General features: G+C 62.0%; 17 protein-coding genes. 14 read left to right on the top strand and 3 right to left on the bottom strand.

All coding sequences use genetic code 11. The features are described 5' to 3' along the window. The first annotated feature begins 78 nt into the window (after positions 1 to 78). The 4 genes from ACK3SD_RS16045 to ACK3SD_RS16030 all read left to right on the top strand — a co-directional run bounded on the left by ACK3SD_RS16045 (position 79) and on the right by ACK3SD_RS16030 (position 3213). Positions 79 to 447, top strand: a complete 369-nt coding sequence (locus ACK3SD_RS16045; RefSeq protein WP_137764540.1) for a diacylglycerol kinase — start codon at positions 79 to 81, stop codon at positions 445 to 447. A 139-nt stretch (positions 448 to 586) separates the two neighbouring features. After that, complete coding sequence (gene lexA / locus ACK3SD_RS16040; RefSeq protein WP_137764539.1) at positions 587 to 1195, top strand: transcriptional repressor LexA; 609 nt, start codon at positions 587 to 589, stop codon at positions 1193 to 1195. 114 nt (positions 1196 to 1309) lie between these two features. Further along, positions 1310 to 2653: an MATE family efflux transporter DinF gene (gene dinF, locus ACK3SD_RS16035; RefSeq protein WP_481126136.1), complete on the top strand. Its 1344-nt coding sequence runs from the start codon at positions 1310 to 1312 to the stop codon at positions 2651 to 2653. Between the two features lie 350 nt (positions 2654 to 3003). Then, positions 3004 to 3213, top strand: a complete 210-nt coding sequence (locus ACK3SD_RS16030) for a CsbD family protein (RefSeq protein WP_481126135.1) — start codon at positions 3004 to 3006, stop codon at positions 3211 to 3213. A gap of 165 nt (positions 3214 to 3378) precedes the next feature. On the opposite strand, the gene zur is transcribed toward ACK3SD_RS16030, so the two are convergent. Beyond that, positions 3379 to 3888, bottom strand: coding sequence for a zinc uptake transcriptional repressor Zur (zur, locus tag ACK3SD_RS16025; RefSeq protein ID WP_137764537.1), 510 nt, complete (start codon positions 3886 to 3888; stop codon positions 3379 to 3381). Positions 3889 to 4186: 298 nt separating this feature from the next. On the opposite strand from zur, the gene dusA reads away from it, so the two are divergent. Both dusA and pspG read left to right on the top strand, forming a co-directional pair. Continuing rightward, complete coding sequence (dusA, locus tag ACK3SD_RS16020) at positions 4187 to 5128, top strand: tRNA dihydrouridine(20/20a) synthase DusA (RefSeq protein ID WP_481127572.1); 942 nt, start codon at positions 4187 to 4189, stop codon at positions 5126 to 5128. A gap of 143 nt (positions 5129 to 5271) precedes the next feature. Continuing rightward, a complete protein-coding gene (gene pspG, locus ACK3SD_RS16015) occupies positions 5272 to 5490 on the top strand; it encodes an envelope stress response protein PspG (RefSeq protein WP_481126134.1) in 219 nt (72 codons plus the stop codon). 406 nt (positions 5491 to 5896) lie between these two features. Here the strand turns inward: pspG and ACK3SD_RS16010 are convergent, their stop codons facing one another. Further along, complete coding sequence (locus ACK3SD_RS16010; protein WP_481126133.1) at positions 5897 to 6886, bottom strand: NADPH:quinone reductase; 990 nt, start codon at positions 6884 to 6886, stop codon at positions 5897 to 5899. 186 nt (positions 6887 to 7072) lie between these two features. Here ACK3SD_RS16010 and dnaB point away from each other — a divergent pair, with 186 nt between their 5' ends. The 8 genes from dnaB (at position 7073) to ACK3SD_RS15970 (ending at position 19543) form a co-directional block, all read left to right on the top strand. Further along, positions 7073 to 8479 carry a replicative DNA helicase gene (dnaB, locus tag ACK3SD_RS16005; protein ID WP_137764533.1) on the top strand — a complete coding sequence of 469 codons (1407 nt, stop codon included), beginning with the start codon at positions 7073 to 7075 and terminating at the stop codon, positions 8477 to 8479. A 26-nt stretch (positions 8480 to 8505) separates the two neighbouring features. Beyond that, complete coding sequence (gene alr / locus ACK3SD_RS16000) at positions 8506 to 9585, top strand: alanine racemase (RefSeq protein WP_481126132.1); 1080 nt, start codon at positions 8506 to 8508, stop codon at positions 9583 to 9585. Between the two features lie 689 nt (positions 9586 to 10274). After that, positions 10275 to 15737, top strand: a complete 5463-nt coding sequence (locus ACK3SD_RS15995) for an Ig-like domain-containing protein (protein ID WP_481126131.1) — start codon at positions 10275 to 10277, stop codon at positions 15735 to 15737. Between the two features lie 264 nt (positions 15738 to 16001). Beyond that, positions 16002 to 16469: an Lrp/AsnC family transcriptional regulator gene (locus ACK3SD_RS15990; RefSeq protein WP_481126130.1), complete on the top strand. Its 468-nt coding sequence runs from the start codon at positions 16002 to 16004 to the stop codon at positions 16467 to 16469. Positions 16470 to 16776: 307 nt separating this feature from the next. Further along, a complete protein-coding gene (locus tag ACK3SD_RS15985; protein WP_137764529.1) occupies positions 16777 to 17391 on the top strand; it encodes a YitT family protein in 615 nt (204 codons plus the stop codon). Between the two features lie 48 nt (positions 17392 to 17439). After that, on the top strand, positions 17440 to 18633 hold the full coding sequence (locus ACK3SD_RS15980) for an amino acid aminotransferase (protein ID WP_137764528.1): 1194 nt from the start codon (positions 17440 to 17442) through the stop codon (positions 18631 to 18633). Positions 18634 to 18770: 137 nt separating this feature from the next. After that, positions 18771 to 19193, top strand: coding sequence for a secondary thiamine-phosphate synthase enzyme YjbQ (locus ACK3SD_RS15975; RefSeq protein ID WP_481126129.1), 423 nt, complete (start codon positions 18771 to 18773; stop codon positions 19191 to 19193). Beyond that, a complete protein-coding gene (locus ACK3SD_RS15970) occupies positions 19190 to 19543 on the top strand; it encodes an MmcQ/YjbR family DNA-binding protein (RefSeq protein WP_481126128.1) in 354 nt (117 codons plus the stop codon). The genes ACK3SD_RS15975 and ACK3SD_RS15970 overlap by 4 nt, the downstream gene beginning before the upstream one ends. 48 nt (positions 19544 to 19591) lie before the next feature. Here the strand turns inward: ACK3SD_RS15970 and uvrA are convergent, their stop codons facing one another. Then, positions 19592 to 22450 (bottom strand): excinuclease ABC subunit UvrA, encoded by a 2859-nt coding sequence (gene uvrA, locus ACK3SD_RS15965; RefSeq protein WP_137764526.1) that lies wholly within the window; start codon positions 22448 to 22450, stop codon positions 19592 to 19594. Positions 22451 to 22663 lie beyond the last annotated feature (213 nt).

Below are 22663 nucleotides of genomic sequence, written 5' to 3'. Positions count from 1 at the left end.
AGCCGGTTTGATATCTTTCGTCCCGAGTGGATGAATAGCCGCTAAAATATTGTTAATTCATCTTAAGGTGCAGAGCGTATGGCAAATCAAACAACCGGGTTAGTCCGTATCTATAAAGCGGCCGGTTATTCAGTAAAAGGACTGCTGGCAGCCTGGAAAAATGAGGCTGCGTTCCGACAAGAGGCCATGTTGGCCATCCCGGCCATCATCCTGGCGTTCTGGCTGGATGTGACCACCGTTGAGCGCATCCTGATGGTCGGGGCCATCGTGCTGGTGATGATCATTGAGATTATCAACAGCGCGATCGAGGCCATTGTCGACAGAATCGGGCCGGAGTTGCATCCGCTCTCGGGCCGCGCCAAGGATCTTGGCTCGGCGGCCGTTGCGTTGGCTATCATACTGACACTTTTCGTCTGGGCAATGGTGCTGCTGCCCCATTTGTCATAACTTGCGAAGATTTACGCAAAAGCGCACGGTAAACAGTGCAAAATGCACCAGAACCGGGGATTTTTCGCCTGTCAGGTTTTCAACTGCGCCGTAGCTGTATATACTCCCAGCAAGACTGTATAAACAACCAGGGGGCGGGATGAAAGCACTTACCACCAGACAGCAAGAGGTCTATGACCTCATTCGCGACCACATTTCCCAGACCGGCATGCCGCCGACGCGTGCCGAGATTGCGCAGCGCCTGGGTTTCCGCTCGCCTAACGCGGCAGAAGAGCACCTGAAGGCGCTGGCGCGCAAGGGTGTGATTGAGATTGTCTCCGGCGCCTCACGCGGCATCCGCCTGCTGATGGAAGAGGAGAACGGCCTGCCGCTGATTGGCCGCGTCGCCGCCGGCGAGCCGCTGCTGGCCCAGCAGCACATTGAGAGCCACTACCAGGTTGACCCGGCGATGTTCAAGCCGAGCGCCGACTTCCTGCTGCGCGTCAGCGGCATGTCGATGAAAGATATCGGCATTCTGGATGGCGACCTGCTGGCGGTGCACAAGACCCAGGATGCGCGCAACGGCCAGGTCGTGGTGGCGCGCATTGATGATGAAGTCACCGTCAAGCGCCTGAAAAAGCAGGGCAACATTGTGCACCTGCTGCCGGAAAACAAAGAGTTCACCCCGATCGTGGTTGACCTGCGCGAGCAGACCTTCTCTATTGAAGGGCTGGCCGTCGGCGTCATTCGCAACGGCGACTGGAGCTAACGGCATAGGGCGCAGTGCAGGAAGCGGCTGCGCCAGCCGGATACAGTCCTGAACTCCTGATAACGCCCCCTCGTGGGGCGTTGTCGTTTCTTCTCCCTGCCCGTGAGCGAACTGATGCCACTGATTGCCGCCCTACGGTTCGGCGAGACCGACCGCCAGCTCTGGCGTTTGGCGCTGCCGATGATCTTCTCCAACGTCACCGTCCCGCTGCTGGGGCTGGTGGACACCGCCGTCATCGGCCACCTCGACAGTCCAGACTACCTCGGCGGCGTCGCGGTTGGCGCGATGGCGACCAGCTTCCTGTTTATGCTGCTGCTGTTCCTGCGCATGAGCACCACCGGCATGACGGCGCAGGCGTTCGGCGCCCGCGATCCGGCGCGGCTGGCGCGGGCCTTTATACAGCCGCTGCTGCTGTCGGTTGCCGCAGGCCTGCTGATTTTGCTGTTCCGCCACCCGCTGATTGAACTGGCGCTGGGGCTGGTGGGCGGCCATGCCGCGGTGCTGGAGCAGGCGCGGCTGTTCCTTGAGATCCGCTGGCTCAGCGCGCCCGCCTCACTGGCGAATCTGGTGATCCTCGGCTGGCTGCTGGGGGTACAGCATGTGCGCGCACCGGTGCTGCTGCTGGTGATAGGCAACCTGCTGAACATTGTGCTCGACCTGTGGCTGGTGATGGGGCTGCACTGGGGCGTGCAGGGCGCGGCGTGGGCAACCGTCCTGTCGGAGTACGCCACCCTGCTGCTCGGGCTGTGGCTGGCAGCGCGCGTCATGCGGCGGCGCGGCATCAGCCGGGCAATGCTGGCACAGGGCTGGCGCGGCGATCTGCGGCGGCTGCTGGCGCTTAACCGCGACATCATGCTGCGCTCGCTGCTGCTGCAACTCTGTTTCGCCTCACTGACCATTCTGGGCGCGCGGCTGGGCAGTGAGACGGTGGCGGTTAACGCCCTGTTGATGAACCTGCTGACCTTTACCGCCTATGCGTTGGATGGCTTTGCCTACGCGGTGGAGGCGCACTCGGGGGAGGCGTATGGCGCGCGCAACCGCGGGCAGTTGCAGGCGGTGTGGCATGCCGCCTGCCGGCAGGCCGGGCTGGTGGCGCTGGCGTTCGCGGCGCTCTATGCGCTGTTTGGGACACAGATTGTCGCGGCGCTCACCTCGCTACCGGCGCTACATGCGCTGGCGCAGCACTATCTGGGCTGGCAGGTGCTGCTGCCGCTGGTGGGCGTCTGGTGCTACCTGTTGGATGGCATGTTTATCGGGGCGACGCGTGGCCGTGAGATGCGTAACAGCATGGCGGTGGCCGCCGCAGGCTATGGCTTGACCCTGTTAACGCTGCCCTGGCTGGGCAACCATGCGCTGTGGCTGGCGCTGACGGTGTTCCTGGCCCTGCGAGGCCTAGCGCTGGGCTGGATTTGGCGTCGCCACTGGCAACAGGATAGCTGGTTCCCGGCAGGCGCCTGACGCGCCGTCGGGGCTGGCGGGCGGACATTCGTTGTTACATCTGCTAAGCGTTATTATCACTTCACGTTACCGCCTGTTTTCCCGCTCTTTTTATGCGCCCCTGCGCCCGGTCGTGCCCGTTTTTCAGGTTAATCTGACTACAAAAGCGGGCAAATTCCGCATGACCCACTACAATTATTCATACGGCAGGCGCTGATGGCGCTACCCGAGCGGTAGCCCCGGAGCCGGGCATAATGCAGAGGATGTCGTTCTTATGCCCCGCAGGCTCCGTCCCTGCCTCAATGATCACACCGGCTATGGAGATGCCTCCATCAGCCTCATCTGAACCAAGGTTAGGTAAGGAGATTATGATGAATAACGATCAAGTAGGCGGTAACTGGAAACAGTTTAAAGGCAAAGTTAAAGAACAATGGGGCAAGCTGACTGATGATGATATGACCACCATCGAAGGCAAACGCGAACAGCTTGTCGGCAAAATCCAGGAGCGCTACGGCTACGAGAAAGACGCAGCCGAGAAAGAGGTGAAAACCTGGGAAGACAGCAACAAATACAAATGGTAACCCCGGCCATTTGAGAGGTTCCGGCTTACCGGCCTCATGGGTGATGCCACTCACCCCAGGTAAGCCGGCATTAAGAATCCAGGGCTCTTCCGCTGCTCCTACCCGATAAGCGAAGGTACGGATGATGCGGCACAAGGATGTGCCCTTTCTTATTTCCCCACCCTCTTAACGCTTCTTCACCACGATGCTATGGTCGTGGCCGCAGGCGTGCTTATCCTCACAGCTCTCCACTTCACGGCACGGCGTACAGAGACCGTGGGCCTCCACCACACTGTGGCGCATGGCAAAGCCCGTCTCCTGCGCCAGTTTCGCCAAGATCTCCTCAATGCCTTGGGTCGTCTGCTCGGTCACCTGGCCGCAGCGGTCGCAGATGAACAGCGCCGAAGCATGGGTCGGCTCCTCGAAGTGGTGGCAGAGCACGTAGCTGTTGGCGGACTCCACGCGGTGGATAAACCCCTGCTCCAGCAGGAAGTCGAGGGCGCGGTAGACCGTCGGTGGCTTGGCCTGTGGCTCAGACTGGCGCAGCAGATCCAGCAGGTCATAGGCGCTGATGGCACCGGGCTGCAACGCCATCAGGCGGAGCACTTCCAGCCGCTGCGGTGTCAGGCGCACGTTGCGCTGTTGGCACAAACGCTCAGCCTGAGCAAGGAGGGTGTCCTGAAGGGTGGTGGTCATGGCAATATTCCCGGCGCAAAAGAGAGAGGGATTTTACCACGTTTAGTGCAAATCGACGAATCTACCGGCAGATGGTGGCAGCCCGCGTGCGCAGTGGCCTGTTAAAATTGCCGGATCGCTGTACAATAGGGGTTTGCCTGCGGCACTGCGCCGCCGTGCCGCGCCTGTTGCTGACAGGCTATCTTTTATCAATTCCCCGGAACTGCCCGATCCTGCTATGACGACTTCACTCTCTGCCCCGGCCACCGCGCCCGGCGTGGCGCCGACCCGTCCGCCGCACACCTTCTCTGTCGCGCCGATGCTCGACTGGACCGATCGCCACTGCCGCTACTTCCACCGGCTGCTGAGCCGCCAGACGCTGCTCTACACCGAGATGGTGACCACCGGCGCGATCATCCACGGCAAGGGCGACTACCTGGCCTATAGCGAAGAGGAGCACCCGGTGGCGCTGCAACTGGGTGGCAGCGATCCGGCGGCGCTGGCGCACTGCGCCAAACTGGCGGAGCAGCGCGGCTATGATGAGATCAACCTGAACGTCGGCTGCCCCTCTGACCGCGTGCAGAATGGCATGTTCGGTGCCTGCCTGATGGGGCAGGCCGCGCTGGTGGCGGACTGCATCAAGGCGATGCGCGACGTGGTCTCCATCCCGGTGACGGTGAAGACCCGTATCGGCATTGACGATCAGGACAGCTACGCCTTCCTGTGCGACTTCATCGACACCGTCTCTGGCCGGGGCGAGTGTGAGATGTTCACCATCCATGCGCGCAAGGCGTGGCTCTCTGGCCTCAGCCCGAAAGAGAACCGCGAGATCCCGCCGCTTGACTATCCGCGCGTCTACCAGCTCAAGCGCGACTTCCCGCACCTGACCCTCGCCATTAATGGCGGCGTGAAGACGCTGGAAGAGGCGAAAGCGCACCTGCAACATCTGGATGGCGTGATGATGGGGCGTGAGGCCTACCAGAACCCCGGCATTTTGGCGCAGGTGGACAGCGAGCTGTTCGGCAGCCAGGAACCGGCCCGCAGCGGGGTGGAGGTGGTCCGCGCGCTCTACCCCTACATTGAGAAGGAGCTGGCGAACGGCACCTATCTCGGCCACATCACCCGCCACATCCTCGGCCTGTTCCAGGGCATTCCGGGCGCGCGCCAGTGGCGTCGTTACCTGAGTGAGAACGCCCACAAAGCGGGCGCGGATGTCGAAGTAGTGGAGCGCGCGCTCCAGTGTGTGATCGCCCCGCGGTAAATTTCACCAACTGTTGGTGTTTTCCACGACGTCCCGCTGCACCCGGCGGCGGGGCGTGTGCCAAATCAGCCGCTTAGCGTCAAAGAAAAGTGGCACACTTCTTGTAATACTCCTGCCAGAACTCTCTCTTCAGGAGCCTTGCCATGATTGAACTCTTTTTTGTTATCGGCTTCTTCGCCATGCTGATGCTGACCGGCATTTCACTGATTGGCATTGTCGCGGCCCTGTTTGTCGCCACGCTGTTCATGATGGTCGGCGGGCTGTTTACGCTTGTTATAAAATTGTTGCCTTGGCTGCTGTTGGCGGTGCTAGTGGTGTGGATTTACCGCACGGTGCAAAAGCCCAAACTGCGCCGTTATTAAGCGAAACGGTTACGCGTTGTCGTAACATTCGGCAAAAATGTGCCAAAATTCAGGCGATTATTGTGCCAGCCGGCTAACAAAATCGTGCAAGCCAAACCCGTGGGCCGGGCAGGTTATGCGGCGAGGATCACAACCTGGCAGATTAGTCGGCGAAATAGGAAATTATGCATATTGTTTAACAAGGCAGGCTGTTAGGATGTCCCCAGCTTCTGGTTGCCGACCCGCTGGCGACCCCATTTTCATCCTGCCTGATGCGATAGATAATAGTCGCTGAAGTGACACCATCCGTCGGGCGCATCCGCTGTACCCCTACAATTACAGTGTGTCGCAGTAAGGAAGAGAATCGCGTGGACGTTCGGCGTTGCGCGAGGGCATGAGAGGGCTTCTTCGGAAGCCCTCTTTGCTTTTATAGGCCAGGGATCAGCAGGCTGGAGCCTTGGGTATTGCGCGACTGCAACACCTCATGGGCGCGCTTTGCCTCCGAGAGCGGGAAGCGCTGGCTCTCCGGCACCTCCACCTGAATCACGCCGCTGGCGATCAGCGCAAACAGCTCCTGACTTGCCTCCACCAGCTCCTCATGGCTGGCCACGTAGGCGTTGAGCGAGGGACGGGTCACGAACAGCGATCCCTTCTGGTTGAGGATGCCCAAATCGACGCCGGTCACCGGGCCGGAGGCGTTGCCGAAACTGACCATCAGCCCGCGCGGACGCAGGCTGTCGAGGGAGTCGATCCAGGTCTCCTTGCCCACCGAGTCATACACCACGCCCACCTTTTTGCCGCCAGTCAGCTCCGCGACGCGCGCGGCGATCCCCTCACGCCGGTAGTTGATGGTCGCCCAGGCACCCGCCTGTTGCGCGCGCTCCGCCTTCTCGTCGCTGCCCACGGTGCCGATCAGTTTTGCGTGGAGCGCTCTGGCCCACTGGCAGGCGATCAGCCCCACGCCACCGGCAGCGGCGTGGAACAGGAACACTTCGCCCGGCTGGATCTCATGGGTCTTGCGCAGCAAATAGTAGACCGTCAACCCCTTCAGGAAGGAGGCGGCCGCCTGCTCGAAGCTGATGCCGATGGGCAGCGGCGCGGCCTTGGCGGCCGGCACATTGTGCACCTCGCTATAGGCCCCCAGCCCGGACTGGGCATAGACCACGCGATCGCCCGGCTTGAGGTGGCTGACGCCGCTGCCGACGCGCGTCACCACGCCTGCCGCCTCGGTGCCCAGCCCGGAGGGCAGGCTGGCGGGCGGGTAGAGGCCGCTGCGCACATAGGTGTCGATATAGTTGATGCCGATGGCGCGGTTCTCAACCTGGATCTCGTGCTCGCCCGGCGCGGCGGGGGTGAAATCCACATACTCCAGCACCTCCGGGCCACCGGTGGCGGAAAACTGAATGCGTTTGGCCATGTCGTTGCTCTCCTTAGGGGTTTGCTCCACGCTACGCCAATTGGCAGGGCCAATCCACCCCCGGCTTTTCTGATTCGGGCATTGGGATAGTGAAGAAAGCGCCTGGAGAATTCAGTATACTCTAGGGCGCATCCCAGCGACGTTTCACCCGCAGGAACCCCTTTAGCCCAGGAAAAAAATCTACCCATGTCAGCAAAAAAACCCCTCAGCAAACCCACCGACACCCGAGATCGCCAGATGGAAGGGCTGAAGCTCCCGCCGCACTCCTTGGAAGCGGAGCAGTCCGTGTTGGGCGGGTTGATGCTGGACAACGAACGTTGGGACAACGTCTCTGAACGTGTGGCGGCGAATGACTTCTTCAGCCGCCCGCACCGGCTGATCTTCACCGAGATGCAGCGCCTGCTGGAGATGGGCAAGCCGATTGACCTGATCACCCTGTCGGAGTCGCTGGAGCAGCGCGGCGAGCTGGAGTCGGTGGGCGGTTTCGCCTATCTGGCGGAGCTGTCGAAAAACACCCCGAGCGCCGCCAACATCTCCGCCTACGCCGACATCGTGCGCGAGCGCGCGGTGGTGCGTGAGATGATCTCGGTGGCCAATGAGATTGCCGACGCTGGCTATGACCCGCAGGGGCGCAGCAGCGAGGATCTGCTCGACCTGGCCGAGTCGCGCGTGTTCCAGATCGCCGAGAACCGCGCCAACAAGGATGAGGGGCCAAAGAGCATCGACCAGATCCTCGAGGCCACGGTGTCGCGCATTGAGTCGCTCTACCAGACCCCGCACGACGGCGTGACCGGCGTGGACACCGGCTATCAGGATCTGAACAAGAAGACCGCCGGCCTGCAAAAGTCTGACCTGATTATCGTGGCGGCGCGTCCGTCGATGGGTAAAACCACCTTCGCCATGAACCTGTGCGAAAACGCCGCCATGTTGCAGGACAAGCCGGTGCTGATCTTCAGCCTGGAGATGCCCGGCGAGCAGATCATGATGCGTATGCTGGCGTCGCTGTCGCGCGTTGACCAGACCCGCATCCGTACCGGCCAGCTTGATGACGAGGATTGGGCGCGCATCTCCAGCACCATGGGCATCCTGCTGGAGAAGCGCAACATGTATATCGATGACTCCTCCGGCCTGACGCCAACCGAGGTGCGCTCGCGCGCGCGCCGCATCTTCCGCGAGCACGGTGGCCTCAGCCTGATCATGATCGACTACCTCCAGCTGATGCGCGTGCCGTCGCTCTCCGACAACCGTACGCTGGAGATCGCCGAGATCTCCCGCTCGCTGAAGGCGCTGGCGAAAGAGTTGCAGGTGCCAGTGGTGGCGCTGTCGCAGCTCAACCGCTCCTTGGAGCAGCGTGCCGACAAGCGCCCGGTCAACTCCGACCTGCGTGAGTCCGGCTCCATCGAGCAGGACGCCGACCTGATCATGTTCATCTACCGTGATGAGGTCTATCACGAGAACAGCGACCTGAAGGGCATCGCCGAAATCATCATCGGCAAGCAGCGTAACGGGCCGATTGGCTCGGTACGCCTCACCTTTAACGGCCAGTGGTCGCGCTTTGACAACTATGCCGGCCCGCAATACGACGACGAATAAGTTTCTCTCTTCATTAAGGACGAACCATGAAAGCGGCCACCGCGGTCATTAACCGCTGCGCACTGCGCCACAACCTGCAACAGGTGCGCCGGCTGGCGCCCCAGAGCCACCTGGTGGCGGTGGTGAAGGCCAACGCCTACGGGCATGGCCTGCTGGAGAGCGCCCACACGCTGCAAGATGCCGACTGCTACGGCGTGGCGCGCCTCAGCGAGGCGCTGGCGCTGCGGGCGGGCGGCATCGTCAAGCCGATCCTGCTGCTGGAGGGCTTTTTCAGCGCCTCCGACCTGCCGCTGCTGGTGGCGAGCAGCATTGAGACGGCGGTGCACAGCGAGGAGCAGTTGCAGGCGCTGGAACAGGCGACCCTGCCGCGGCCGGTGAAGGTGTGGATGAAGCTCGACACCGGGATGCACCGCCTCGGCGTGCGCCCGGCGCAGGCCGAGGCGTTCTACCGTCGGCTCTGCGCCTGCCCGAACGTCAGCCAGCCCGTGAACATCATGAGCCACTTCAGCAGCGCCGATGAGCCGGAGAAGCGCACCACCCTCGACCAGCTCGCCTGCTTTGACCGCTTTGCGCAGGGCAAGCCGGGCGAGCAGTCGATCGCCGCCTCTGGTGGGCTGCTGCTGTGGGCCGATGCCCATCGCCACTGGGTGCGGCCCGGCATCGTGCTGTATGGCGTTTCGCCGCTGGCGCAGCCCCATGCCGCCCACTTTGGCTTCCAGCCGGTGATGAGCCTGCGCGCCAGTTTGATTGCGGTACGCGAGCATGCGGCGGGTGAGCCGGTCGGCTACAACGGCGTCTGGCAGAGCGAGCGTGACACCCGCCTCGGCGTCATCGCCATCGGCTACGGCGACGGCTACCCGCGCAGTGCGCCAACCGGCACACCGGTCTGGATCAATGGCCGCGAAGTGCCGATCGTCGGGCGGGTGTCGATGGACATGATCTCCGTCGATCTTGGCCCAGACGCCGCTGATCGGGTGGGTGACGACGCGGTGCTGTGGGGACCGGAGCTGCCAGTGGAGCGGGTCTCCGCCGCCACCGGCGTCAGCGCCTATGAGCTGATCACCAAGCTGACCGCCAGGGTCGCAATGGAGTACGCCGACGAATAAAGGTTGGCCGGGGCGGCACCTGCCGTCCCGCTATTTCGCCCGCCTGCGGGTCAATGACCCCCCGCGCTTACCATTTCGCGCCAATTGATGGCTCCCACGCACATTCCCGCCAAATTAATCCAAAGAGATGAGCCAGTTAATATTTATCGCCACTAATTGCGCCATTAATTTCCGTGGAGGATAACGCAGGGGATTAATTGCGCGGAAAGGTATTTTGTATTTATGCCGAATAATCGCGACAACAAAAGTTAAAATAAAAGTGTGACGGCCTGCGGTTTTTTATTGTTATCCTGCCTTGCCAACTATTCCCACCGCTCTCTATCAGATTAGAGAACGTAATTTTTTCCGCTATGATTTACGCGGATAAATCATGGTTATTGCTCTGTTTCCTATAATTCATTTAATTGTAATTAAACGGGTTTATAGAGAGGCGTCAAGCGAGGAATAGATTAGCGTGGAAATAAGTGCCGTGGTTTGACAGCGTGAATTAAAGGCTATAGGTTTATTGGCAGATGTTGCTGGCATTTCATTTTATTTTTAAAGGGAGTGGCCCTGCCTGTATTCTCCCGTACTGCTTTCTGTTTTCTGGAAGGGGTGAAATAGAACACCCAATTATTTCCCTGTGTGCTTTGCTGGAACATCCACCGGGGCTTTTTATTTTCTTCTGTTAACAGGTGTGGGATATTACAATGAAACTCTCCTCTGGCGTCTCTCTCCTTGAGGCGGTGCGTGCGCACCGCTGTGCCTTGCGGGTGACCGCATGGTTGCAAATTGTGCTTCAGTTGTTGCTGATGCTGCTGCCGTTACAGGCGTGGGCAGCATCGCCGCACCAGCCTGAGATCCGGCTGGAGGAGCAGACCCTCAGCCGGGCCAGTATGTACACCCTACAGCCCGGCGAAAATGCCCGCCTGATCGCCCAACGCAAACAGATAAGCCTCGATGCGCTGTGGGAGCTGAACAAGTATCGCCAGCCTGATCGCGCCGCCATGCTGCGGCTGGGGGCCGGTGACATTCTGCTGGTGCCGATGAGCGAGCGCGATCAGGCGTTGCCGGTGCTCGGCAGCACGGCGCTCGGCAAGGAGGAGGGGTGGGATCTGCGCAACGTCGCCCAGCAGGCGAAAGCCTTTGGGCAGGCCACCGGCAGCCGCTACAGTGACGGCGACGCCGCCGGGCGCTTCGCCCAGAACCAACTGGCGCAGGCCGCCTCCTCTAGCGTTGAGGGGTGGCTCAGCCAGTTTGGCACCGTGCGCGCCAACTTAGCGGTGAGCGATGGCAGTGACCTCGACACCAGTTCGCTGGATATGCTGACGCCGATCTGGCAGAGCCGCTCACGCATCTTCTTCACCCAGTTCGGCGTGCGTGACACCGATGACCGGGTAATCGCCAACCTCGGCATCGGCCAGCGCCACTTCACTGACTTCGGCTGGATGTTTGGCTACAACCTGTTCTATGACCAGGAGGTGACCAACAACAACGCCCGGCTTGGTCTGGGCGGCGAGGCGTGGCGCGACTACCTGAAACTCTCCGCCAACGTCTACATGCGCCTCACCAACTGGGTGGACTCCAAACAGTTGGAGGATTACGAGGAGCGCCCGGCCAACGGCTGGGACGTCACCGCGCAGGGCTACCTGCCGGCCTACCCGCAGGTGGGCGGCAAGCTGGCCTATGAGCAGTACTACGGCAACAGCGTGGCGCTGTTTGGCACCGAGAACCGCCAGAGCAACCCGCACGCCATCACCCTCGGTGTCAACTATACACCGGTGCCGCTGGTCAGCCTCGGCGTGGACTACCGCGACGGCAAGGGCGGAGTGGATGAGACCCGCTACAGCCTGATGTTCAACTACACCTTCGGCGTGCCGTGGGAGGAGCAGATCTCGTCAGAGAACGTCGCCCTGAAACGCAGCCTGGCCGGTAGCCGGCTCGATCTGGTGGATCGCAACAACGACATCGTGATGGAGTTCCGCAAAAAGATCCTGATCTCCCTTGGCCTGCCAGCGCAGATCAGCGGCCGCAGCGGCGAACTCTATGACATTAACTACACCCTGCAATCCAAATACGCGCTCTCACGCATTGACTGGCAGCAGAGCGAACTGGCAGCGGCTGGCGGCGCCATCATCGATGCCGGCAATGGCCGCTATCAGGTGAAGATGCCACCGTTCCGCTATGACGGCAGCCCGAACAGCTACCCGATCTCTGGTATCGCCACTGACCGCAACGGCAACCGCTCAAACACCGCCAGCTCGGTGATCACCGTCAGCGGCGCGGCCATCGACAGCGTGAAATCCACCACCACCGCCACCCCGACCAACATCTTCGCCGATGCCCAGAGCACCTCGCTGATTGAGGTACGGGTGTTCGACACCGACGGCAACCCGGTATCCGGCCTCGGCGACGCGTTGAAAATGACGCTGGCGGAGACCCTGAGCGACAGCAGCACCCAGCCCGCTGTGGCGGCGCGCCTCGGCACCATCAATGAGAGTGCCGCTGGCGTCTATCAGGTACTGCTCACCGCCGGTAACAACCCCGGCAGCGTGGTGATCACCCCGTCGGTCGGCGACATTGGGTTGACGCCAGTAACCGTCAATGAGAACCAGCTGGTGCGTAATGCCCGCATCGCCAGCCTGAAGGTGAACAAAAACCGTGCTATCGCCAACGGCCAGGATCCGGTGGTCTACACCGCATTGGTGGTGGATGACAACGACCAGCCGGTGAAAGGCGCCGTGGTACGCTGGCTGACCTCCCTCGGTGAGGACTCGGTGCCCTCCAGCGTGACCGACGATCAGGGGCTTGCCACCGTCACGCTGACCAGTACTGAAGCGGGCGTGGCAGAGGAGATTGCGCAGGTGAACCTCAGCAATGTGCCGAATGCGCCAGAGCCGGTGCAGGCCCCGCCAGTGCTGTTCGTGCCGGATGCCGCCACTGCGCGCTTTAGCCAGATTGCCACTGACAAGACGCAGGCGCTGGCCAACGGCAGTGATGCGATCACCGTGACCGTCACTGTGGTGGATGCCAACGACAACCCGATCCCGGCGCAGAGCATCAACTGGGCCACCACGCTGGGTGCGATGTCCGCCACCAGCAGTGTCACCGATCTCAACGGCAACAGCAGCATCACGCTCACCAGCGGCGCGGCGGGCGTAGGGCAGGTGACCGCCACCCTCGGCAATGGCGCGGCGATTACCAGTAACCCGCTGACCTTTAGCGGCGATCCCGCTACCGCGCGCATCGTCTCGCTGACGCCAGATAAGATCGCGGCAGTCGCCAACGGCACTGACGCAGTCACCTATGACACGCTGGTGGTGGATGCCAACAACAACCCGCTTGGCGGGCTGGCGGTGACACTGAGCAGCGATCTGGGCACACTGGCTGCGCCGCAGGGCGTGACCGATGCGCAGGGCCACTACCTCACCACCCTCACCAGTACCTTGCGCGGCGTGGCGACGGTCTCTGGCGTGATCGCCAACCAACCGGCGACCCGTGCCACACCGGTCACCTTCAGTGCGGATGCCGCCAGCGCCACTGTTACGGCGCTGACCGTGGACAAACGACTGGTACTGGCGAACGGCACCGATCAGGCGACCTACACCGCCACTGTCACCGATAGCAACGGCAACCCGGTCGCTAACCAGCTGGTCAACTGGGGCACCACCTTCGGCAACCTGGCGGCGGCCACCAGCGCCACCGGGCTGGACGGCACCACCACCATCACCCTGACTAGCCTCCAGGCGGGTTCGGCGGTAGTGGATGCGCGCATCGGCAGCGGTGCGCCGCGTACGGCAGAGGAGGTTGTCTTCACCGGCGACCCGGCTACCGTCACCGTGGCCGCACTGACGCCAGACAAAAACAGCGCCGTCGCCAATGGCACGGACACCATCACCTACGTGGCGACAGTGCGTGACATCAACAATAACCCGGTGCCCGGCCAGACCGTGACGCTCGCCACCACCCTCGGCACGCTGGCGACCACCACCGCCGTCACCGATGCCAACGGGCAGGTGAGTACTGCGCTGACCAGCCTCCAGGCTGGGCCAGCGACGGTCAGCGCCTCGCTGAGCAATGGGGCCAGCATCAACGCCAGCGAGGTGATCTTCATCGCTGACGCCAGCACCGCCCGCATCACTGGCGTGACGGTCGACAAGACTCAGGCGGTGGCAAACGGCACCGATCTGGCGACCTACACCGCCACCGTCACTGACGCCAACAACAACCCGCTGGCGCAGGTGCCGGTCAACTGGGCCACCACCCTCGGCATACTCTCCGGCGCACAGAGTGCCACCGGCAGCAACGGACAGGCCACCATCACCCTCGGCAGCACTCAAGCCGGGCCGGCGTTGGTGAACGCGCAACTGGCCGGTGGCACCGCCTCTGACGCGCCGCAGGTGACCTTCGTGGCTGACGCCGCCACCGCACGCATCAGCGCGCTGACGGTCGATAAACCGGAGGCGCTGGCGAATGGCACCGATCCGCTCAACTACACCGCCACGGTCACTGACGCCAGCGGCAACCCGCTGGTGGGGCAGACCGTGACACTGGTCACCGATCGCGGCAACTTCCGTGACGGGGCGAGCGCACCGACCAATGACGCCGGGCAGATCACCCTGCCGTTGGTCGGCACCCAAGCCGGGCCGGTGGCCGTGACGGGCAGCGTAAACGGTGGGGCGGCGGTGGCCGCGCCAGCAGCGGCCTTTATTGCCGATGCCAGTACGGCGCACATCACTCTCCTTGAGCCAGATAAATTGACGGCGCTGGCCAACGGCGGCGATGTCGTAACCTACACAGCGACCGTTCAGGATGCCTTCCTTAACCCAGTGCCCAACCTGTCTGTTGCCTTCACCACCGATCTGGGCACGCTTACGGCCTCCAGCGCCACCACGGACGCCGAGGGTAAAGCCAACGTTGGCCTGACCAGCGTGGTGGCCGGGCAGGCCACGGTCACCGGGACACCGGCGAATGGGAATCCAGTGACTGCGGGTGTCGTCACCTTCACCGCTGACCTCTCAACCGCCACCATCACTGTGGAGGCGAATACCACCAGTGTCCCGGCCAACGGCACCACGCCGATTGTCATCACTGGCACGGTACGTGACGCCAATGGCAACCCGATAGCCAACCAGCCGGTGACCTACACCACCGACTTTGGCCAGCTCTCAGTACCGGGCGGCACCACCGACGCCAACGGGCAGGTGACCTTCAACCTCACCAGCCAGCAGGCCGGGACGGCCAATACCGTAGCGGTGCGGCTGGACAACGGCATCACCGGCAGCGGCGGCCCCTACCAGTTCGTGCCGGATCTCGCCACGGCGCAGGTGACGCTGACCCCGTCCAACAACGGCATCTACGCCACCGACACTGACAACGCCGTCACGGTGAACGTGCATGACGCCTTCAACAACCCGATTGTCGGCAGCGTAACCCTGACCGCCAGCGACCCGGCGGTGGTGTTCACCGGCAGCCCCATTACCCTGGATGCCGCCGGTAACGGCAGCGCCACGGTGCGTAGCGCCGCGGCCCTGCCGTCGGTCACCCTGACTGCGACGCTGGATCAGGAGACCAGCAAAACCGCCGCCGCCAATGTCAGCTTCACCGTGCCGGTCAGCGTGGTATCGCGTGAGGCGGTCGATGCTAACGGTGGCAACGCCAACGGCAAAACCTTCGCACAAGGCCCGTCGATCGCCTGGCCGGGGGCGCGCTTCCATATCACCACCGCTGGCGGTTCCGGCACGCTCAACTGGACCAGTAGCAACCCGGCGGTCACGGTACAGAACGATGGCACCGTGACCTTCGACAGCAACCCCGGCAAGGGAGCCATCACTATTACCATCACCGACACGCTGACCCAGCAGGTGGTGGTCGAGAGCTGGAACTTCGTCAGCTGGTTCAATACCGCTGGCTCCAGCAGCTCGGGCGATCACCTGACCGCCGAAAGCACTTGTACGGGGAGTGGCGGCCTGCCGACGCTGGGCAACATGAGCAGTCTGGTCGGCCTGTGGGGCAATATGAGTGTCTACAACTGGGACACCTCGACGAACTACTGGACCAATGAAGTCGATGTGGCGCAGCTTAACTACTACTATGCGGTCAACCTGACACAGGGGCAACAGAGCTCCTATCCTGACACCACCCAAACCGCCTATGTCTGTGGTGGTGAATAACGATATCCCTTGCTGAAAAGGGAAACGAATGTACCTCCACTGCCTTTCCGTGCCCTCCCGCGGAAAGGCTTTTTTTTTGGCGCACGGTGGGCGGGGCGCGATTATCGGTCAGCAAAGCGGCGTGGCGGCTAGGGTTATGCCAGCAAGGCGGGGGATAGCCAGCGCGATCGGCCATTTTTTCCCGTGCCGCTCACCGGGCGTGAAAAAACAGGTAGTCTGTGGGGCAACCATAAAAAGAAGCGATAAGTTCGCGGGTTGGTATTTATGTACAATATTGATGATTACGATTTGAAGATGTTGACCCTGTTGCAGAGTAATGGGCGTCTGACCAATCAGGAGTTAAGCGAACTGGTGGGGTTGTCCGCGTCCCAGTGCTCGCGCCGCCGCATCAGTCTGGAGCAGGCACAGCTGATCCTTGGCTACCATGCGCGCCTCGCGCCGGAAGCGGTCGGGCTGGGGATGATCGGCCTGATTGAGGTGCGCCTTATCAGCCATGTGCCAGAGTACGTGGAGAGCTTCCACGCCATGCTGGCGGAGGTGGACGCCATCATCGACGCCTACAAAACCACCGGCGACGCCGACTACCTGCTGAAGGTGGCGGTGGCCGATCTGGCCGCCCTCAGCGACCTCATCAGCAAGATCCTCTCCAACCACAAGAGCGTGGCCCACATCAAAACCTCGGTGGTGCTGAACCGCCTGAAGGAGAATGGCCTGCTGACCCTGCTACGTTAGGGTGCAATGCACTTTTTTGGTGCTACCGATGTGCAAAAAAAGTGCATTTTCGCTGTAATTAATGCGCAGACTGCGCGCGATAGGGAAGTTCTCTGCATGGATTGCGCGCGCGGGCGGAAAAAAATGCAAAAAGTGTGAACATAAATGTCTCGCACAAACAAAATGTTACCGAAGGGCAGGGCAGAGCGGGCCACCGGGTGGGCGAAAAAAGCGCCTGTCAGCGACCAAAGCACCTGAAATGGCGCGCTTTTTGCTGATTGGCTATAGCCCGCAGCCCGGCTGCGCTTCCCTGACAAAGTGGCCCCTAATGGATAACGTGATTCAACCCCCTAAACTCGCACACTCCGCACTGGAAGATGTGCTGGCGATGCTGATTGGCACCCTGATGGTCTCCTTCGGCGTCATCCTATTGCGCCAGGTCGGCGCGCTGACTGGCGGCACCGCTGGCATGGCGTTCCTGCTGCACTATCTGACCCATGTCTCTTTCGGCACCGCCTTCTTCCTGATTAACCTGCCGTTCTACTGGCTGGCGATCCGGCGCATGGGCTGGCAGTTCACGCTGAAAACCTTCTGTGCGGTGGGGCTGGTGTCGCTATTCTCTGACCTGCATCCGCTGTTTATCCACTTCGACCAGTTGCAGCCCTTCTACGCCACGCTGTTTGGCAACGTGATCATGGGGCTGGGCTTTATCGTCCTGTTCCGCCACAAAGCCAGCCTCGGCGGCGTAAATATTCTGGCGCTTTTCCTGCAGGACAAATATGGTATCCGCGCCGGGAAATTGCAGATGGGCGTTGACGTGGCGATCGTGCTGGCCTCGCTGTTAGTTGTGAGCCTGCCGATGCTGGTGGTTTCGATTGCGGGTGCTACCCTGCTGAACCTGATCATCGCCCTGAACCACCGGCCCGGCCGCTACAGCGTATAAGCGCCCGAGACCCTATTCATGACAAGACAATCCAAGGAGTGCAGCACCGTGTTCCAAAATGTTGATGCCTATGCAGGTGACCCCATTCTCTCGCTGATGGAGAGCTTCAAACAGGATCCGAGGGAGCAGAAGGTTAACCTGAGCATCGGGCTTTATTACAACGAGCAGGGCATCATCCCGCAGATGCAGGCCGTTGAGCGCGCCGAGCGTCAGCTGAGTGACACGCCGCACGGTGCGTCAGTTTACCTGCCGATGGAGGGCCTGACTGCCTACCGCAGCGCCATCCAGCACCTGCTGTTCGGTGCGGCGCACCCGGCACTGGCCGAGGGGCGCATCGCCACCATCCAGACCGTCGGCGGCTCGGGCGCGCTGAAAGTGGGCGCGGACTTCCTCAAGCGCTACTTCCCGGAGTCCGAGGTGTGGGTGAGCAACCCGACCTGGGAGAACCACATCGCGATCTTCGCGGGCGCGGGCTTCAACGTGCACACCTATCCCTACTTTGACGCTGACAGCCTGGGTGTGAACGTGCCCGCGATGCTGGAGAGCCTGCAACAGCTGCCGCCGAAAAGCATCGTGCTGCTGCACCCCTGCTGCCACAACCCGACCGGCTCTGACCTGACCCCGGCAGAGTGGGATCAGGTGATTGAGGTGGCGAAGGCGCGTGAGCTGATCCCGTTCCTCGACATCGCCTATCAGGGCTTTGGCGCGGGCATGGAAGAGGATGCCTACGCGATCCGCGCGATGGCGCAGGCCGGCCTGCCGTGTCTGGTCAGCAACTCCTTCTCCAAGATCTTCTCGCTGTATGGCGAGCGCGTCGGCGGCCTCTCAGTGGTGTGCGAAAATGCCGACGCCGCAGGCCGCGTGCTTGGCCAGCTGAAGGCCACCGTGCGCCGCAACTACTCCAGCCCGCCGAACTTTGGCGCGCAGGTGGTAGGCAAGGTGCTGAACGACGCGGAGCTGAACGCCCTGTGGCTGGCGGAAGTGGAAGAGATGCGCACCCGCATTCTGGAGATGCGCAAAACGCTGGTCGCCAAACTGAAGGTAGCGCTGCCCGCGCGCAACTTCGACTACCTGCTGGAGCAGCGCGGCATGTTCAGCTACACCGGCTTTAGCGAAGCGCAGGTTGACCGCTTGCGTGACGAGTTCGGCGTCTACCTGATTGCCAGTGGCCGCGTCTGCATGGCTGGCCTGAACCACGGCAATGTACAGCGCGTGGCGGAAGCCTTCGCCGCCGTGCAGTAAGTCCCCCGGCAGGCCGCCCGGCCTGCCGTTTTTCCCTCCCTCTGCCCGTCACGCCCGCAGGAAATTCCCCTCTCCGCCTTTATCTTTCAGCCGATTGATGCACACTGGATAGGAGAGTACATGGCATGGAGCAAATGATGTGGCATCAACATACCCTGACCCTGAGCGCCAAACCGCGCGGGTTTCATCTGGTGACTGACGAGGTGGTCGGCAAGCTGGAGGGGCTGGCACGGCTGGAGACCGGCCTGCTGCACCTGCTGCTGTTGCACACCTCCGCCTCACTGACGCTGAATGAGAACTGTGACCCGACGGTGCGCGGCGACATGGAGCGGCACTTCTTGCGGCAGGTACCGGAGAACGTCAATTACGAACATGATTACGAGGGGCCGGATGACATGCCGGCCCATATTAAATCGTCGCTGCTGGGCGCATCACTGATGCTGCCGGTGCGGCATGGGAAACTGGTGCTCGGCACCTGGCAGGGCATCTGGCTGGGTGAGCACCGCAATCACGGCGGCCAGCGGCGCATCGTCGCCACCTTACAAGGGGAACCCAAATGACCAGTTCAGAGCTGCTCGACTACTGCATGTCCAAGCCGGGCGCGGAGCAGAGCGTGGATAACCAATGGAACGCCAACCAGGTGAAGGTCGGCGAGATGATGTTCGCGATGGTCAGCCCCCTGCGGGAGCGCCCGGCGATCACGCTGAAGACCAGCCCGGAGCTGGCCGAAGAGTTGCGCAACAAGCACCCGGAGATTGTGCCGGCGGAGCACATGAACAAGGCGCACTGGAACACCATTTTCCTCGACGGCGACCTGCCGGATTCCCACTTCTACCACCTGATCGATAGCTCCTACCAGCTGGTGGTCACCGCGCTGTCGGAAGAGGTGCGGCAGGATCTGGGCGTCTAGGCATAAAAAAAGGCCACACCGTGGTGTGGCCTTGATGGCTAACGTCTGTCAGGCAGACTTCTTCTGCCGTTTCGCCACATGGCTGGCGAGAATCGGCTTCAGGAAGCGCGCGGTGTGCGAGGCTTCGCACTCCGAGACCGTCTCCGGCGTGCCGGAAACCAAAATCTCGCCGCCGCCGCTGCCGCCCTCTGGCCCCAGATCGACGATCCAGTCAGCAGTCTTGATCACGTCCAGGTTATGCTCAATCACCACGATGGTGTTGCCCTGATCGCGCAGTTGGTGCAGTACCGCCAGCAGTTGCGCGATGTCCGCGAAGTGCAGGCCGGTGGTCGGCTCATCCAAAATGTAGAGCGTCTGGCCGGTGCCACGTTTTGACAGCTCGCGCGCCAGCTTGACGCGCTGCGCCTCACCGCCGGAGAGGGTGGTCGCCGACTGGCCAAGGCGGATGTAGGAGAGGCCCACGTCGATCAGCGTCTGAAGCTTGCGCGCCAGCGCTGGCACGGCGTCGAAGAAGTCACGCGCCTCCTCAATGGTCATCTCCAGCACCTCATGGATGCTCTTGCCCTTGTAGCGGATCTCCAGCGTCTCGCGGTTATAGCGCTTGCCTTTGCACTGGTCGCAGGGCACGTAGATGTCCGGCAGGAAGTGCATCTCCACCTTGATCACGCCATCGCCCTGACACGCCTCGCAGCGGCCGCCACGGACGTTGAAGCTGAAGCGGCCCGGCGTATAGCCACGGCTGCGCGACTCCGGCACCCCGGCGAACAGCTCACGCACCGGCGTGAAGATGCCGGTGTAGGTCGCCGGGTTGGAGCGCGGTGTGCGGCCGATCGGGCTTTGGTCGATGTCGATCACCTTGTCGAAGTGCTCCAGACCCTGCACCTCGCGGAACGGCGCTGGCTCGATGATGGTCGCGCCGTTGAGCTGGCGTTGCGCAATCGGGAACAACGTGTCGTTGATCAGCGTTGACTTGCCCGAGCCAGAGACGCCGGTGATGCATGTGAACAGCCCCACCGGCAGCGTCAGGGTGACATCCTTCAGGTTGTTGCCCTTGGCACCCACCAGCTTCAGCACGCGGGAGGGATCGGCCGGCACGCGCTGCTCGGGCACCGCGATCTCACGCTCGCCGCTAAGGAACTGGCCGGTCAGCGACTCCGGTTTCGCCATGATGTCGCTGGCAGTGCCCTCGGCCACTACCTGGCCGCCATGCACGCCCGCGCCGGGGCCGATGTCGATGATGTGGTCGGCGGCGCGGATGGCGTCTTCGTCATGCTCCACCACGATCACCGTGTTGCCGAGGTCGCGCAGGTGGATCAGCGTCTCCAGCAGGCGCTCGTTATCGCGCTGGTGCAGGCCGATGGAAGGCTCATCCAGCACGTACATCACGCCCACCAGCCCAGCGCCGATCTGGCTCGCCAGACGGATACGCTGCGCCTCGCCGCCGGAGAGGGTCTCCGCCGAGCGCGACAGCGACAGGTAGTTCAGGCCGACGTTGACCAAAAACTTCAGGCGGTCGCCGATCTCTTTCAGCACTTTCTCGGCGATCTTGGCGCGCTGGCCGCTAAGCTTCATGTTCTGGAAGAAGGTCATGGCGTGGCCGATGCTGAAGTCCGAGATCTCCGGCAGGGTGGTGTTCTCCACGTAGACGTGGCGCGCCTCTTCCCGCAGGCGGGTGCCGTGGCAGGTGGTGCAGGGGCGGTTGCTGATATATTTCGCCAGATCCTCACGCACCGCGGTGGATTCGGTCTCTTTGTAGCGGCGCTCCATGTTGTTCAGCACGCCCTCGAACGGATGGCGGCGCACGGAGGTGTCGCCCCGGTCGTTGATGTACTTGAACTCGATGGTTTCGCGGCCGGAGCCTTGCAGGATCGCCTTTTGTACGTTGGCGCTCAGCGAGTCGAACGGCGCTTCCACGTCGAACTTATAGTGCTCCGCCAGCGAGCGCAGCATCTGGAAGTAGTAGAAGTTGCGGCGATCCCAGCCACGGATCGCGCCACCGGCCAGCGACAGCTCCGGGTTCTGCACCACACGGTCTGGGTCGAAGAACTGCTGCACGCCAAGGCCGTCACAGGTCGGGCAGGCGCCCGCCGGGTTGTTGAACGAGAACAGGCGCGGTTCCAGCTCGCGCATACTGTAGCCGCAGATCGGGCAGGCGAAGTTGGCGGAGAAGAGCAGCTCCTCGGCATTGGTGTCATCCATGTCCGCCACCACGGCGGTGCCGCCGGAGAGCTCCAGCGCGGTCTCAAAGGACTCGGCCAGACGCTGCGCCAGATCGTCGCGCACCTTGAAGCGATCCACCACCACCTCGATGGTATGCTTCTTCTGCAACTCCAGCTTCGGTGGATCGGAGAGATCGCACACTTCGCCGTCGATGCGGGCGCGGATATAGCCCTGCGCCGCCAGGTTCTCCAGCGTCTTGGTATGCTCGCCCTTGCGGTCTTTCACCACCGGTGCCAGCAGCATCAGGCGGCGGCCCTCCGGCTGGCTGATGACGTTGTCCACCATCTGGCTGACGGTCTGCGCCGCCAGCGGCACGTCATGCTGCGGGCAGCGCGGCTCGCCCACGCGAGCGAACAGCAGGCGCAGGTAGTCATGGATCTCGGTGATGGTGCCCACCGTGGATCGCGGGTTGTGTGAGGTCGACTTCTGCTCGATGGAGATCGCCGGCGACAGCCCTTCAATGTGGTCGACGTCCGGCTTCTCCATCAATGACAGGAACTGGCGGGCGTAGGCCGACAGCGACTCCACGTAGCGGCGTTGGCCTTCGGCATACAGGGTGTCAAAAGCCAGTGAGGATTTGCCCGAACCAGACAGGCCGGTGACAACGATCAGTTTGTCGCGCGGGATGATCAGGTTGATATTCTTGAGATTATGGGTGCGTGCGCCCCGAACTTCGATCTTATCCATTCATATTTCCCGGATTAAACACGATCTCTCACTATGCCTGTCACGGGTATCCGGCGCATTGTCGCTTGCGCAACGGAAGAAAGCAGGACACAGAAAGTACGAAACGTTTAATTATGACACAAAAAAACCTGAATGGATATCCAGTATTCCGCCGCAAGATTGGGTATACTGTGAACAATTCTGGGGCGCACTTCGCAGGTATGATCACGCGGG

It is taken from the genome of Chimaeribacter sp. YP20170169, assembly GCF_056739715.1.
This window is presented reverse-complemented; position numbering and strand designations above follow the sequence as displayed.

Bases quoted from the DNA above. Each gene is read 5' to 3' on its own strand.
- dusA (WP_481127572.1), top strand. From the start codon at position 4,187: ATGCTCGACTGGACCGATCGCCACTGCCGCTACTTCCACCGGCTGCTG.
- ACK3SD_RS15975 (WP_481126129.1), top strand. From the start codon at position 18,771: ATGTGGCATCAACATACCCTGACCCTGAGCGCCAAACCGCGCGGGTTT.
- ACK3SD_RS16045 (WP_137764540.1), top strand. From the start codon at position 79: ATGGCAAATCAAACAACCGGGTTAGTCCGTATCTATAAAGCGGCCGGT.
- ACK3SD_RS16010 (WP_481126133.1), bottom strand. From the start codon at position 6,886: ATGGCCAAACGCATTCAGTTTTCCGCCACCGGTGGCCCGGAGGTGCTG.
- dinF (WP_481126136.1), top strand. From the start codon at position 1,310: ATGCCACTGATTGCCGCCCTACGGTTCGGCGAGACCGACCGCCAGCTC.
- zur (WP_137764537.1), bottom strand. From the start codon at position 3,888: ATGACCACCACCCTTCAGGACACCCTCCTTGCTCAGGCTGAGCGTTTG.
- dnaB (WP_137764533.1), top strand. From the start codon at position 7,073: ATGTCAGCAAAAAAACCCCTCAGCAAACCCACCGACACCCGAGATCGC.
- uvrA (WP_137764526.1), bottom strand. From the start codon at position 22,450: ATGGATAAGATCGAAGTTCGGGGCGCACGCACCCATAATCTCAAGAAT.
- ACK3SD_RS15990 (WP_481126130.1), top strand. From the start codon at position 16,002: ATGTACAATATTGATGATTACGATTTGAAGATGTTGACCCTGTTGCAG.
- ACK3SD_RS15995 (WP_481126131.1), top strand. From the start codon at position 10,275: ATGAAACTCTCCTCTGGCGTCTCTCTCCTTGAGGCGGTGCGTGCGCAC.
- ACK3SD_RS16030 (WP_481126135.1), top strand. From the start codon at position 3,004: ATGAATAACGATCAAGTAGGCGGTAACTGGAAACAGTTTAAAGGCAAA.
- ACK3SD_RS15985 (WP_137764529.1), top strand. From the start codon at position 16,777: ATGGATAACGTGATTCAACCCCCTAAACTCGCACACTCCGCACTGGAA.
- pspG (WP_481126134.1), top strand. From the start codon at position 5,272: ATGATTGAACTCTTTTTTGTTATCGGCTTCTTCGCCATGCTGATGCTG.
- lexA (WP_137764539.1), top strand. From the start codon at position 587: ATGAAAGCACTTACCACCAGACAGCAAGAGGTCTATGACCTCATTCGC.
- ACK3SD_RS15970 (WP_481126128.1), top strand. From the start codon at position 19,190: ATGACCAGTTCAGAGCTGCTCGACTACTGCATGTCCAAGCCGGGCGCG.
- alr (WP_481126132.1), top strand. From the start codon at position 8,506: ATGAAAGCGGCCACCGCGGTCATTAACCGCTGCGCACTGCGCCACAAC.